Genomic DNA, 13,901 nt, shown 5'->3' with positions numbered 1-13,901 from the left:
TCCAGGTGCCATGGAAGGGAACCGCGGAGGCGTTCTCCAGTACCCACATGCGGATGCGCCACACGTCGTGCGCGAGTGCGGGTGCGCGTGCGGCGGCGGCGAAGTGGATGTACCGGCGGCCTTCGATGCGGTGGGTCTCGGGGCCCGGATGTGGGCGCCCGCGTCGCCGCTGGTGTGCCCGCGCCGGATGACCGCCTCGTCGGGCGGTGGCGAGGCCGCGCGGGGTGCGGGAGCGGCGCCGGTGCCGCCGCGAAGGCTCCGGCGGCGACGGCGCCTTGCAGGGGTATGCGCCGACCGGGGATGTGACCGCGGTTCATGGGGTGTCGCCACCTCTTCGTTCGTCATACCGAACAACATCTGCAATTCCGAACGGCGAAACCGTAAAGGCGTGTCAGGAAGAGGTCAACGCGGCGGGAGCGACTCACTTCGCTAACTTCACGCCCATGACCACCGCCGCACCCCCCTCGCTCGCCGACACCCTCGCCTCCCCGTCCGCCGTCGTGGTCCTCGACGGCGGGCTCTCCAACCAGCTGGAGTCCGCCGGGCACGACCTGAGCGACGATCTGTGGTCGGCCGGACTGCTCGCCGAGGAACCCGAGGCGCTCGTCGCGGCCCATCTCGCCTACTACGAGGCGGGCGCCGACGTGGCGACCACCGCCAGCTACCAGGCCACCTTCGAGGGCTTCGCAAGCCGGGGCATCGGCCACGACCGGGCCGCCGGGCTCCTCGCGCTCAGCGTGGAACTGGCCCGCGAGGCCGCCCGCCGTGCCCAGGCGCGCGGGGTCACCCGCCCGCTCCGGGTCGCCGCGTCGGCGGGCCCGTACGGGGCGATGCTCGCCGACGGGTCCGAGTACCGGGGCCGGTACGGTCTGAGCGTGGCGGAACTGGAGGCGTTCCACCGGCCCCGCCTGGAGGTACTGGCCCAGGCGGAGCCGGACGTCCTGGCCCTGGAGACGGTGCCGGACGCCGACGAGGCGCGGGCCCTGTTGCGCGCGGTGCGCGGGCTCGGCGTACCCGCCTGGCTGTCGTACACGGTCGCCGGGGAGCGGACGCGGGCGGGCCAGCCGCTGGAGGAGGCGTTCGGGCTCGCGGCGGACGCCGACGAGATCGTGGCGGTCGGAGTGAACTGCTGCGCGCCCGAGGACGCCGAGCGGGCGGTCGCGGTCGCGGCCCGGGTGACGGGCAAACCGGTCGTCGTGTACCCGAACAGCGGCGAGGCGTGGGACGCGGCCGCGCGCGACTGGCGCGGGCGGGCCACGTTCTCGGCCGAGCTGGCGGAGGCGTGGCGGCGGGCCGGGGCGCGGCTGATCGGCGGCTGCTGCCGGGTGGGGCCGGACGCGATCGCGGGCGTGGCGGACCGTCTTCGAGCGTAGCGCTCCCACGGGACGTTTCACGGAACTGGACTGACGCCCCGTCATGGCCATTCCGCACGGGGCCCGCGGGTCCTGGAGGACGTCGGCGCCGTGGGGTTCGGTGGTCTGCCGGAGGCGCGGTGGACCGTGCCGGGGCTGACGACCGTGCGGCGGCCGCTGTCTCAGATGGCCGCGACGGCGGTGGACCTGCTGGTGCGGACGGCGGCGTGCGAGCGAGCGGAGAGCGCCCGCGCGGAACCGGCCGCGCGGAACCGGCCGCGCGCCTGGTCGTGCGGTCGAGCACGGCCGCGCCGCGTCAGCGGTGGGCGGCGGAGACGCTGTACGCGTACACGCCGACCGCGGCGATGACGCCGAGGAGGACCAGCCAGGAGGTCAGGCTGGTGTGCCGGGAGCGGCCCTTGCCCGTACCGCCCTTCGGCGCCTTGCGATCGGCCCGGCCGGCAGCGCGGTCGGCGACGCGCTGGGCGCGCTTCTCGGACCGCGTACGGCGCTTGCCGGTGCGGGCCGCCGCACTCTCGGCGCGTACCGCCGCCGGCTCCGTGTCGGCGGCGGTGTCGGCGAGCAGGCGGCGGCAGACGGCGGCCAGTCCGTCCCGGCCCGTGGCGAGGCTCACGACCACCTCGGAACGGGCCGGCGCGGTCGTGCCGCCGTCCAGGATGCGGCCGGCCCGTATCAGGACCTCGTCCCGGGTGCCCCGGGGCGAGAGACTGATCCAGCGCCGTACGTGCTCGCCCCGTATGACGACGCCCCCGGACCGCTCGCGGTACAGCGTGTGCTCCCGCCACAGCAGGGTGGCCAACTCGGCGGCCACGTCTCTGAGTTGCGTGTGCATGCTCTCCCCTTCCCTGCGCCACACGCGTCTCGAACACGCATGCGCACCGGGAACTGTAGCGTCCGCCGCCGACAGGCGTTCACTGGGCGGCGAGGAAGGAGCGCAGGGAGATCTTCAGATTCGTGACGAACGCCTCGCGCGCGTGCTCCGGGAGCCGGTCGAGGGACAGATACGGGTTGAGGTCCTCCAGCTCGACCAGCAGCAGCTCGCCCTCGCGGGTGCGGCAGGCGTCGACGCGCTGGATGCCGTGGCGGACGGTGTTCCAGTCGATGAAGCGCTGGGCGAAGGCCAGGTCCCCGCCGGCCGGTTCGTACGGTTCCAGGACCCATCGCCGGTCCGGGTCCGGGGCGTACAGGGCGTACTGGAAGTCCCGGTCGACGAAGTAGAAGGACACCTCGTGGCGGATGTCGACGCGCGGCTGGACGAGGAGGTCGCCGCCGCGCGAGATCGCCTCGGGGAGCCGTTCCCGGGGCAGCACCCGCAAGCCGATGGAGTCGGCGCCCTGCTTGGGCTTGACGACGTACGCGTCGGCGTCCGGGAGCAGGCAGAGGTCCTCGGCCCGGTCGACGGTCGGGATCACCGGGTGTCCGGCGGCGGAGAGGTCGACGAGGTACTGCTTGCCCGCCATGTCGGCCCGGCCGGTCAGCTCGTTGTAGACGCGGACGCCGTCCTTCAGGGCCTGGACGCGGAAGGCGTCGTACGCGGCCCGGTAGTGCAGCACGGGCCCGCTGTTGCGGACGACGACGGCGTCGAAGGAGCCCATCAGCGCGGCCGCGTCCAGCGGGTGGCACAGGGCGATGTCGAAGTCCTCACGGAGCCGCGCCGTCAGGAGGATGTCCTCGTCGCAGTAGCGGCGCCCGCGCGCGGGGTAGGCGAGGTCGGTGACGTACAGGATGCGGGGGCGCTGGGGCGGTGACACGTTTCTCCTCGCGGGGCTGAGGTGCTTCGGCGAGCAACCTACCTCCCCGCGCCGGCCCGGAACGTCCGCCGGCAGGCGAGCGGGGACACACCGATCGCCACGTGCGGTTGCTGCCGGAGCGAGGCCGCGGTGGCGGGTCCGGCCTCTCCCCCGGCACGTCCACGGGCAGGTCGTCGGCCTCCAGGACCTCCCGGGCGCGGGCGATCCGCTGCTGGATGAGACAGCGGCCGGGGCCCGTCCCACAGGGACCGGTCGCCGACCTGACCGGCACGACCGACGCCCTGACCGGCCTCAACACGCAGGGCGCCACCGCGTCCGCGGCCGGCCTCTGAGACATACCGCCGCAGTCGCGGTGACGGCCCGGCCGGCGTCCTCCCACAACGCACACCGATGCCGGCCGGGCCGTCCGGCCGTGTGTCCCGGGAATCCGCCGTCCGGGACACGCGGTCCGCCGGCGTGCATTTCTTCCCTTCCCAATTCCCGCGACCTTCGCGCAGTTCGAGGAATTGTGTCGTGCAGTTCCGCCAACAGGCCCTTTCCAAGCTGCAGTCACCGGAGGAGATCGACCTTCCGGTGCGTTTCGCGCGCCCGCAGGGCCTGCTCGAGCTCGCCGTCACCGTCGTGGCCGTGACGGCCTCGGCCGTCTGGGCGGTCACCGGCTCCGTGTCGGCGACGCTCCTCGCGTCCGGCGTCCTCACCCACGCGCAGGGCAGTTATGTCGTCCAGAGCCCCGTCGCCGGTCAGGTCGCCACCGTCCTCGCCGAGGAGGAGGGCGAGCGGGTCGCCGCCGACGCACCCCTGGTCGGCATCCGCACCGCGCGGGGCGACGCGACCGTCGTACGCGCGCCCGCGGCCGGGCGCGTCACGGCGCTGACCGCCGCCATCGGAGCCGTCGTCGGCACCGGGGCCGACATCGCGGCCGTGGAGCGCGTGGACAAGGAGGACGCCCCCCTGATGCCGATGGTGTACGTACCGGCGGGCAGCGCCGCCTCCGTGCCCGAAGGCGCCTCTGTCGACCTGACCGTGGAGTCGGTGCCCGCACAGCGGTACGGCGTGCTCCGCCGCCCCGTCAAGGAGGTCGGGTGCGCCCCGCAGACCAGCCGCCGGATCGCCGTGTTCCTGGGCAGCGCGCAGCTCGGTGAGGAGTTCCCGCGGCAGGGCAGGCCGGTCGCCGTCCTCGTCGAGCTGGACCGCTCGTCGGCGACCCGCACCGGCTACGCGTGGTCGAGGTCCGACGGCCCGCCGTTCCCGCTCGACTCCATGACCCTCGCCACCGCGACCGTCCACCTCACCGCGCGCGGCTCCAGCTCCGCCGCTGTCCGCCGGTCCACCCGCCGCCGCAGCCCCGACGCCCGGCGGGGCCGCCGCCGGGCTTCCGGGAGCCGCCCGGGTCCGGTCATCCGCCCTTGGCGGCTCCCGGCGCGTTCGCGAGGCGTTCGCGGCATTCACGCGGCGCACCGGGAGGCACGGGCGTTCGAGCAAGGTTTCTGCAGGGACGCGGCAAGGACGCCGTCCACTCGAACGGGCATCCGCCACCCCGTCAGCCGACCTGGCGATTTCGGGGGGACATGCAGTGGAGGCGATCAGCAGGTTCACGCGGCCGGTGCCGGCCGTGTCGGGCGCCCGTCAGTGGCTCACACTGACCGGGCGCAAGACCGTGCTGGTGGTGGCGCACACCATCACGTACGGAAAGCGGCTCCTCGACGTGGTGCCGCTCCTGGAGTCGGACTTCCGGATCCAGGTGGTGTTCACCGTGCCGCCGCACGAGCTGGGTGACGGCACGGCGCGCTTCCTGCACGGGGCGGGCAGCGCGGTGGTGCCGTGGGAGGAGGCGGTACGGACGGAGTTCGACCTGGCCCTGGCGGCCGGCCCGCGCCACATGGACGAGGTGCGCGCCCGGGTCGTGATGCTGCCGCACGGGGCAAACTTCGTGAAGCGGCCGCCGGGCGGCCGGGAGTCGGGGGTGTTCGGGCTGCGCCGCCAGGACCTCCTGCTCGACGGCAGGGTTCCGGCCGCGGTGGTCCTGGCCCACGGCGACGACCTGGCCGCGCTGGCCCGCGGCTGCCCGGAGGCGCTGCCGGTGGCGTCGGTGGTGGGCGATCCGGCACGGGACCGGATCGTGGCGAGCCTGCCGCACCGGGACACCTACCGGGCGGCGCTGGGCCTGGGCCCGGGCGAGCGGCTCGTCACGGTCACGTCGACGTGGGGGCCGGGGTCGGCGTTCGCGCGGTTCGACCTGCTGTTGCCGCGTCTGATGGACCAGGTGCGGGGCACCGGGGACCGGCTGGCCGTACTCCTGCACCCCAACGTGTGGTCCGGGCACGGGTCGCGCCAGGTGCGGGCGTGGCTCGGGTGCTGGGCGGAGCAGGGGCTCGGGATCGTACCGCCCGACATGGACTGGCGGCCGGTGCTGTGCGCCGCGGACCTGATCATCGGCGACCACGGCTCGGTCACGCTGTACGGGACACTGACGGGGGCGCCGATCCTGCTGGCGGCGTCCCCGGAGCACGAGATCAACCCTGCGTCGCCCGCCGCCGACCTTGCGGTCCTGGCGCCGTCCCTGTCGCCGGTCCACCCGCTGGACGAGCAACTCGCCTACGCGACGGCCGAGTACCGCAGGCCCGTGTACGAGGCGCTGTCCGCGCGCATCACCTCCGCGCCGGGCCGCTTCGACCGCGGGATGCGGGCCCTGCTGTACCACCTGCTGGGTCTGGGCCAGCCTGCCCACGCCCCGCGGACCCAGCCACTGCCCGCGCCGGACCGGCTACGGGTGTGGCCTCACACGGGGCGGGAGGCGACGGCGTGAGCGGCGTCGCACGGCGCGTGCCGGGTGCGATGGGGCTGCCGGGCGACTGGCTGGTGGTGGATGCCGACGACCCCGGGCAGGAGCGGCTGCGGGAGATCGCGGACGTCCTGTACTGCCGGCGTCCGCGCGGCCTCGCGGAGGCGAGGGCGCTGCTGCGGCGCCACCCCGGGTGCGCCTTGGTGGTGCTGGCGGAGGCGGAGGCTGCGGTCGGCGGTTCACGGGCCGAGTGCCGCCAGCCGGTCGGCGAGTCGGCGGGAGTCCTCGGGACTGAGGGCGGTGAAGAGGGCGTGGGCGCGTGCGTAGGCGTCGCGCGCGATGTCCGTGTCACCGCCTTCCTGTGCGCTGAGGCCGAGCATCTCCAGGGTGCGGGCCTGCCAGTGGACGGCGCCCGACTCCTCGAACGTCCGTAACGCCTGGCGGAGTTGTGCGAGGCCCGCCGCGTACTGTCCGGTGCGGGTCCGCGCGCGCCCCAGGAGGGCGAGCGCGCGGGCCGCGTCGTGCGGGTCCCGGACCGCGAGCAGCACTCCGCGGGCCTCCTCCAACCTGGCCACCGCGTGCGGGGCGTCACCCACGGCGAGGGCTATCTCGCCGAGCACGGTACGGGCGAGCCCGACACCGCGCCGGTAACCGGCGTCCTCCCAGAGGTGGATGGCCCGCTCCAGGTGCGCGGCGGCCTCGTCGGGCCGCCCCGCCTGGAAGTGGGCCGAGCCGATGCCGTGCAGGGCCTGGCCCTCGTCGCGGCGGTCGCCCGCGCGGGCGGCGGCGGCACGGGAGTCCTCGTACCAGGAGATCGCGTCGTCCGGCTGCCCGGCCGCGCTCAGGCCGATCGCCCCGGAGTTGAGCATCTGGCGCTCGGCCTCCGCGTGCCCGGCGCGGCGCGCGGCGGCGAGGCCGGTCCGGTGGGCGGCGATCCACAGGTCGTACACGCGCAGGCGGAGGAAGAGCGGCCACATCGCGTCGACCAGCTGCCAGACGAGCGTGTCCCAGCCCTGGCCCTCGGCGGCGCCGAGCACCGCGCGCAGGTCGTCCTGGTGGTCGCTCAGCCAGCTCAGCGCATCCGCCTCGTCCGTGAAGACCGGCTCCGGTCCGGGCGGGCCGGACTCGTAGGCACGGTCCAAAGTCAACTGCGCGGGGGTGATGAGCTTCTCGGCCTCGGTCGTCGTGGCGAGGTACCAGTCGCAGACGCGGCGGAGGGCGGCGGTGCGTGTCTCGTCCGGCTCGTGGGCGAGGCCGCATTCGCGCGCGTGGAGCCTCGTCAAGTCGTGGAACCGGTAACGGTCGGGGCCGGTGTCCTCGATGAGGTTCGCCTCCACGAGCCCGTCGAGGAGTCCGCCCGCCTCGTCGAGTGTGAGCGCCGCGGCGGCGGCCGCGCTTCGTGTCTCGAAAGCGGGTAGGGGGACGGTCCCCAGGAGACGGTAGAGGCGGGCAGCCGGGGCGGTGAGTGCGCCGTAGGAGGCGTCGAGGGCGCTGCGCACGGCGGGTGCTCCTTCCACGGACAGGACGGCGAGCCGGTTCTGGTCCCGGGCCAGCGCGTCGGCCAGGTCGCTGACGGGCTGGCGGGGGCGGGCCGCCAGGCGGGCCGAGGCCACGCAGACGGCGAGGGGCAGCCCGGCGCACAGCCTCACGACACGCCGGGCGGCGCCGGGTTCGCCGTCGGCCCGGGCGCGGCCGATGCCCCGTACGAGGAGTTCCTCGGCCGCGTCGTGCGGCATGAGGCCCAGGGGGTGGAAGAGCGCGCCGTCGATCCGCAGCCCGGTGAGCCGGCGGCGGCTGGTGACGGCGACCAGGCTCTGACCCGAACCGGGCAGGAGGGGTCTGGCCTGGGCGGCGGTGCAGACGTTGTCGAGCATGACGGCGAGCCGCAGCCCCGCGGTGAGGGAGCGCCACAGCGCGGTCATCTCGGCGGTGTCGGCGGGTACCGGCCCGGGGTGGATCGCCCGCAGGAACCGGCCGAGTATCTCGCCCGGCGGCACCGCGTCCTGGAGGGTGTGGCCGCGCAGATCGGCGTAGAGGTGCCCGTCGGGGTAGGCGGCGCCGGTCCGGTGCAGCCAGCGGGTGACGAGCGCCGTCTTGCCGACCCCGGCGGGCCCGGTGACGACGACCAGCCGGGGCGGGCCGATGCCCGAGGCACCGGGCCCACCGGGGCCGCCGGGGCCGCCGGGGCCGCCAGGACCGCCCGGACCGCCGGGACCGGCAGGTCGGCGGGCCGGAGCGCCGGCCAGCGTGTCCAGGGCCGCCAGGTCGCTCTCCCGGTCGGTGAAGTGCGGTGACACGGGCAGCAGTTGGCGGGGCACGGGCACGCTCGGGGCGCGCTGGATGTGCGTGTGGATGCCGCCGTGGACGGCATGGGCCTGCACGGTGACGCCGTGGAGGGTGGCGGAGCCGCCGATCTCGTTGACATGGTGTGTACGGCCGCCGCTGTGGCCGGTTCTACCGGTGTGGCCCAGGTGGCTGTTCTGATCCGTCATGCCGCCCCCAGTGGTCAGTTCCCCGCTCCTCCCCTACCCGTCGGTGCCCGCGCGTAAGGGACGGGAATCCGCCGGTAATTCGCCCCACACGCTCTGGTCCGGCCTCCGGTCCGGTGACATCCTGTGCAGTCCACACCGCGAGCCGGCGGGAGGAACACTGGTGGACATCCACATCCTCGGCCCGGTCGGCCTCGGTCTCCGCGAGCGCCGGCTCGGTCTCGGTTCGGACAAGGAGCGGCTGCTGCTGGCCGCCCTGGCGCTGGAAGTGGGCCGTCCCGTCGCGCTCGACACCCTCGTCGAAAGGCTGTGGGACACGGGCCCTCCCCCGGCCAAGGCACGCGAGAACGTCCACACGTACGTCTCCCGGATCCGCCGCGCGCTCCGTTCGGCCGCCGGGCCGGAGGGCCCCGTCGCGTCGCTCACCCACCGCGCGCACACCTACACGCTGCGGGCGGAGCCGGACGCGGTCGACTGGCACCGGTATCTGCGGCTGGCCGACCGGGCGCGCACGGTCGCGGCGGAGGGCGACGACGTGCGGGCGGCGGAGCTGATGCGCCGGGCCGAGCAGCTCTGGGAGGGAGACGCGCTGGCAGGTCTCCCGGGCGTGTGGGCGGAACGGATCCGGGCGGGCCTCGGGGAGCGGAGGCGCGGGATCGCCGCCGCGCGGATCGCGATCGACCTGCGCCTGGGCCGGTTCGCGGAGGCCGCGGCGGAGCTGTCGCTGCTCGTGGACGAGTACCGGGGCGACGAGACGCTCGTCGGGCAGCTGATGGTGGCGCTCTACGGCGGGGGCCGCCACGCCGACGCCCTGCTGGCGCACCAGGCTCTGCGTAGGGCGCTGCGCGACGACTTCGGTACGGAGCCGGGCGAGGAACTGACCCGCATCCACCGGCACATTCTGGCCAGAGGACCGGTGCGGGAGCTGACGGGCGGGCCCGCAGGCGACTCCCGGGCGCCCTCGGGAGCGGAGCCGCCGCCCCGACCTCGCCCCCACGCCCTGCGCGGCCAGCTGCCGTCGCAGGCGCCGCTCATCGGGCGGCAGGACGAGATGCGGCGCATCCTGGCGGCCATCGACACGGCCGGGGCGTACGGCTCGACGATCGCCCTGGAGTCCATCTCCGGCATGGCGGGGGTCGGCAAGACCGCACTGGCCGTGCGGGCGGCGCACGCATACGCCGACCGGTTTCCGGACGGCCAGCTGTACCTCAACCTACGGGCGCACGCCCAGGGTCAGGAACCGCTGACGGCGGGCGCGGCGCTCGCCACGCTGCTGCGCCTCCTCGACGTCCCGCCGCAGTCCATCCCCACGGACGTGGAGGAGCGCGCCGCGCTGTGGCGGCGGGCGCTGGGGCAGCGGCGGGTGCTGATCGTGCTGGACGACGCGGCGGGGCCCGATCAGGTGCGCCCGCTGCTGCCGGGTGCCTGCGCGGAGTGCTTCACCATCGTCACCAGCCGCCGCAGCCTGGTCGGTCTGCCGCAGAGCCGGACGCTGCCGCTGGACGTGCTGCCGCCGCGGGACGCGATCGCGCTGTTCCGGGAGGTGGCGGGGGCGGACCGGGGCGGCGGCGACGAGGCGGAGATCGCCCGGATCGTCGAGTTGTGCGGCCACCTGCCCCTGGCCATCGAGATCGCGGCCAACCGCCTCAACACGCACCCCTCCTGGGATCTGGCCGTCCTTCGCGAGCGGTTGACGCGTACGACGGGCCGGCTGGGCGAGATCCGGGACGGCTACTCGGAGATCGGGCGGGCCTTCGAGATGTCGTACCAGGCCCTCACGGCGGAGCAGCGGACGACGTTCCGGATGCTGAGCCTGCATGTGGGCCCGGAGCTCGGGCCGCACGCGGCGGCCGCGCTGTGCGGCAGGCCGGTGGACGAGACCGAGCGGGTGCTGGAGAGCCTCCTCCAGTGCCATCTGCTCCAGGAGCCGGCCCCGCACCGATTCCGCTTCCACGACCTGCTGGGCGAGTACGCGCGCGTGCTGTGCGCGGCGACGGAGAGCGAGGACCAGCGGGACGCGGCGGTGGACCGGCTGACCGGCTTCTACCTGCGGACGGCGGCCGGCTGCGACCGGGTGCTGTACCCGAGGCGTATCCGGATCCCCGGGGAGCCGTCACAGGACCTCCCCGGTGGGCCGGGGGTGCCGGTCACCCGCGAGGAGGAGGCGCTGTCCTGGTTCCGGACCGAGCGGTCCAACCTGGTGAGCGCGGAGCGGCACGCCCGCCTGCGCGGCTCCGGCGACCGGGCCGCGCTCCTCAGCCACGTCCTGGCGGGCTTCCTGTACGGCGAGTGCCACTGGACGGACGCGGTACGCATGCACGGCGCTGCGGCCGGACACTGGCGCCGTACGGGGCGTGACGCCGCCCTGTGCCGCTCCCTCCTGGACCTGACGACGGCGCACGCGGCGACCGGCGACTACGGCGAGGCGGAGGCCCGGGCCCGGGAGGCCCTGAGACTGGCGGAGGCCACCGCCGACACGGACGCCCAGGCCGAGGCGCTGCGCGAACTGGGCGTCCTCCAGTGGCACATGGGCCGCAACCAGCCCGCGCTGGGCTTCCACCGGAGAGCGCTGGACCTGTGCGCGCCGTCCGGGGACGGCTGGCGGCAGGCCCGCTGCCAGAACCACATCGCGATCTCCCTGATGTATCTCGGGCTGCACGACGAGGCGCTGCGGCATTTCCGCCATGCGATCCGGGGTTTCCGGGACGCCCAGGACGAGCGGCTGCTGGCCAAGACGCTCAACAACCTCGGGAACCTCCATATGCACATGGGAAATCCCGTGCTGGCCCGCCGGACCCTGGAGAGCGGGCTGCGGATCGCGGAACGGACGGGCAGCCGCCTGGACCGGGCGACCCTGCAGATCAACCTGGCGGAGGTCCTCGCAGGCTCCGGGAACCCGCGCAAGGCCATCACGATGTACCGGCGGGCCCTGCCGGTGTTTCAGGAGCTGGGCGACCGCAAGAGCGAGGCGATCACGTCGGCCGGCCTGGGGATGGCGCACCAGGCGATGGCCGAGACGGAACGGGCCGTGGCCTGTTTCCAGCAGGCCCTGGCCCTGTCCCGCGGCATCGGCGCGGCCCTGGAGGAGGTCCGGGCGCAACGCCTGCTGGGCGGCGCGGAGTTCGCTCGCGGCAACACACGCGAGGCCGTACTGCACCTCACCACGGCCGTCGCCGCGGCCCGGCGCATCCACTCCCCGGAGGAGGAGGCCCGCGCGGAGGACTGCCTGGCCGAGGTCTACGTGGCGACGGGCCGCCGGGCGGAGGCACGGGAGTTGTGGCAGCACGCGTGTACGCTGTTGGAGGCGTTGGACGCGGGGGCGGCGGGGCGGATCAGGGTCCGGATAACCGAAGTCGATCAGTTATCGGAGTAACCGATCCGGGTGGCCGAAAACCTGATATTCAAGGCCCATGTTCATAGATCAAACACAACGCCGCCCCGTCGGCCGCGGCCGCAGGGCGACGTACGCCGTGCTGCCGATCGCCGGCGCAGCGGCCATGGTGATGGCGCTCAGCAGCACTTCGAGCGCCGTGGAACATCCCGACGACAACCGCGCCGCACTGTCGGCGGCCGACCTCAGTGCCTCACTTCTGGACACGACCGACGGCGCGTGCCTCCCGACGTAGGAAACCCTAGGGGGCGGCCACCATGGGGCGCCCCCACTTTCGTGCCCTGGCAGGCCCCCGGGTGCGCCGCAAGTTCCGCGGTTGACGGCGGAGTTCGCCCGGCCCGCCAGATCGTCTTCGGTCACCCTCGTCCGTGGACCGGGTGGGTACGAGGGAAGCGTGCGACGCACGACTGCGCGTGTCCACGACGTACCGGAAGGTTTCGTCGGTGCGGAGGCCGAGCGGCTCGTCGCCGCCGACTCGCATCTCGCACCGGTGGCCGACCAGTTGGAAGTCGCGGTGGCGCGGCGCCCCCACCGCGCATGTAGCGCTGCGTGCGGGCATACCCGACGGCCCTCGCACCGGGCCAGCGATCCTGGGCCCCGCCCCGTCGGCTCTTCGACCGCTACGAGGAGGTCGTTCCCCGGCACGTTCCTCGACCCCGTCGTCGGCGCCGTGATGCGCTGCCTCGTCGGCGACACCCGCGCGGACCGGCTCGGCGTCCCGCGCACGCACATCGGCGCCTGGGGCCCTGGACCGCGTCGGCCACTTCACCACCCTCCTGGAGCTCGGCTCGCCGACCCGCATCCGCGTCATGCGCTCCGCCCCGACCGTCACGACATGGCGGCCGGGACGACGGAGCGGCATCGAGGCGTCCGCCGTCCGGATGACGCACCGGCCCGGCGTCCACGGGGGACACAGCCCGGGTGGACCACGATGGGCGCGGGCAGCCGAAGAAGGGGGGCCAGGTGGTGGACGGCTTCACCGCGGCGCTCGCCCTGCTCGGCGTCGCGCTCCTCGGTGTCGGCCTCCTTCACGGACTCGCCGCCAGGGTACGGGTGGTCCACGAGCCGCTCGCCGCCCAGCCCTTCGGCTCCGGACTCGAACCGGCGGAGCACGCGGTGAGCCGTTTCCATGTCCGCTGGTATCCGGTGACGATGCTGTTCCTCGCCTTCGACATGGAAATGGTCTTCATGTATCCGTGGACGCGGGTCATCTCCGCCATGGGTACGAGCGCGGTCGTCGAGATGTTCGTCTTCCTGGCCGTGCTGGTGGCGGGTGTGGTCTACGCCTGGCGGGAGGGCGCCCTGCGATGGACCTGACCGCCGTGCTCCTGCGTGCCGCGGCCGCCCGTCCGCATGTCCTGCTGGTCGAGATGCCCGGCGGGACGGAGGTGCGGCTCGCGGCCGAGCGGGATCTTCGGGTACGTGGCCTGCCGGTGGCCCTGACCCCTGCCGACGCCGATGTCGTGCTCGTCGCCGGGCCCGAGGTGCGGGCGCTGCGCGAGCCGGTCGACCGGCTCGTAAGGGACACCCCGGCGCCCCGGGCCGTCGTACGCGCCGGCACACCGGAGCAGGTACGTCCGGCCCTCGCTGCGGCCCGCGAACGGCTCGCCGACCTGTCGGGGCAGCGGGCGGCGGCGCGGGCCGTTGGGCAGGACGACGACCCCGAGCACGCGGGCGGGCACGAGACCGATGACGAGGACCGTCGGACGGGGCACGGCGGCCATGAAGGCCGCGAAGGACATGGGGACCACGGGCACGGCGAGCGCGGAGGGCACGACGGGCACGGGCACGGCGGGCCCCACGACCACCACGGCGACGGCGGTGAGACGGAAGCTCCCGCCGGGCGGCCGATGGCCGGGACGGGGGACGACCGGGACGGGCTCACCCTCGACCGGCTGCACCTCTCCCTCGGGCCGCTGCTTACCGACTGGCCCGCCGGGCTGACCGTACGCGCCACGGTGCAGGGCGATGTGATCCAGCGGGCCGAGGTCGACGCGTCCGCATGGCAGGAGCTCGCCCCCGGTTCGGCGTTCTGGACCGAGCCCTGGCGCCACGCGGCGGAGGGCCGGCCGGTCACCGCGGGTGCCGCCGCGCGCCGCCGCGCCGCCGCGCGGC

The 13,901-nt window shown here is 74.6% G+C and carries 8 protein-coding genes and 2 pseudogenes; 7 read left to right on the top strand and 3 right to left on the bottom strand.

All coding sequences use genetic code 11. From position 1 onward, the window contains the following. Window positions 1-443 precede the first annotated feature (443 nt). Window positions 444-1,373 carry a homocysteine S-methyltransferase gene (gene mmuM, locus FVS66_RS33895; protein WP_149185066.1) on the top strand — a complete coding sequence of 310 codons (930 nt, stop codon included), beginning with the start codon at window positions 444-446 and terminating at the stop codon, window positions 1,371-1,373. 295 nt (window positions 1,374-1,668) lie between these two features. Here mmuM and FVS66_RS33885 read toward each other — a convergent pair whose 3' ends face one another. Beyond that, window positions 1,669-2,205, bottom strand: a complete 537-nt coding sequence (locus FVS66_RS33885; RefSeq protein ID WP_149185065.1) for a hypothetical protein — start codon at window positions 2,203-2,205, stop codon at window positions 1,669-1,671. A gap of 79 nt (window positions 2,206-2,284) precedes the next feature. Further along, complete coding sequence (locus FVS66_RS33880) at window positions 2,285-3,124, bottom strand: hypothetical protein (protein WP_149185064.1); 840 nt, start codon at window positions 3,122-3,124, stop codon at window positions 2,285-2,287. A gap of 513 nt (window positions 3,125-3,637) precedes the next feature. Between FVS66_RS33880 and FVS66_RS33875 the strand changes: the two are divergent. Together FVS66_RS33875 and FVS66_RS33870 are read left to right on the top strand one after the other, a co-directional pair. Then, window positions 3,638-4,414 (top strand): annotated as a pseudogene (locus FVS66_RS33875) (HlyD family efflux transporter periplasmic adaptor subunit); the annotation flags it as partial. 376 nt (window positions 4,415-4,790) lie between these two features. Continuing rightward, window positions 4,791-5,930 (top strand): hypothetical protein, encoded by a 1,140-nt coding sequence (locus FVS66_RS33870; protein WP_262387359.1) that lies wholly within the window; start codon window positions 4,791-4,793, stop codon window positions 5,928-5,930. 215 nt (window positions 5,931-6,145) lie between these two features. On the opposite strand, the gene FVS66_RS33865 is transcribed toward FVS66_RS33870, so the two are convergent. Continuing rightward, on the bottom strand, window positions 6,146-8,398 hold the full coding sequence (locus tag FVS66_RS33865) for a tetratricopeptide repeat protein (RefSeq protein WP_149185062.1): 2,253 nt from the start codon (window positions 8,396-8,398) through the stop codon (window positions 6,146-6,148). Between the two features lie 160 nt (window positions 8,399-8,558). Here FVS66_RS33865 and FVS66_RS33860 point away from each other — a divergent pair, with 160 nt between their 5' ends. From FVS66_RS33860 to FVS66_RS36975, 4 genes and pseudogenes are all read left to right on the top strand, one after another. After that, entirely contained in the window at window positions 8,559-11,768 is a 3,210-nt protein-coding gene (locus FVS66_RS33860; RefSeq protein WP_262387358.1) for a tetratricopeptide repeat protein, read from the top strand. 37 nt (window positions 11,769-11,805) lie between these two features. Next, window positions 11,806-12,021, top strand: a complete 216-nt coding sequence (locus FVS66_RS33855) for a hypothetical protein (RefSeq protein WP_149185061.1) — start codon at window positions 11,806-11,808, stop codon at window positions 12,019-12,021. 731 nt (window positions 12,022-12,752) lie between these two features. Further along, window positions 12,753-13,103 (top strand): NADH-quinone oxidoreductase subunit A, encoded by a 351-nt coding sequence (locus FVS66_RS33845; protein ID WP_149185196.1) that lies wholly within the window; start codon window positions 12,753-12,755, stop codon window positions 13,101-13,103. Then, a pseudogene (locus FVS66_RS36975) lies at window positions 13,094-13,901 on the top strand (hypothetical protein); the annotation flags it as partial. The gene FVS66_RS33845 and the pseudogene FVS66_RS36975, both read left to right, overlap by 10 nt.

It is taken from the genome of Streptomyces sp. TRM49041, assembly GCF_008271805.1.
Lineage (GTDB): Bacteria > Actinomycetota > Actinomycetes > Streptomycetales > Streptomycetaceae > Streptomyces.
Note: the sequence above shows the minus strand (reverse complement) of the source record. Positions and strands in the feature narration are given on the sequence as shown.

Coding starts and splice junctions, on each gene's coding strand:
- mmuM (WP_149185066.1), top strand. CDS start 444: ATGACCACCGCCGCACCCCCCTCGCTCGCCGACACCCTCGCCTCCCCG.
- FVS66_RS33885 (WP_149185065.1), bottom strand. CDS start 2,205: ATGCACACGCAACTCAGAGACGTGGCCGCCGAGTTGGCCACCCTGCTG.
- FVS66_RS33865 (WP_149185062.1), bottom strand. CDS start 8,398: ATGACGGATCAGAACAGCCACCTGGGCCACACCGGTAGAACCGGCCAC.
- FVS66_RS33855 (WP_149185061.1), top strand. CDS start 11,806: ATGTTCATAGATCAAACACAACGCCGCCCCGTCGGCCGCGGCCGCAGG.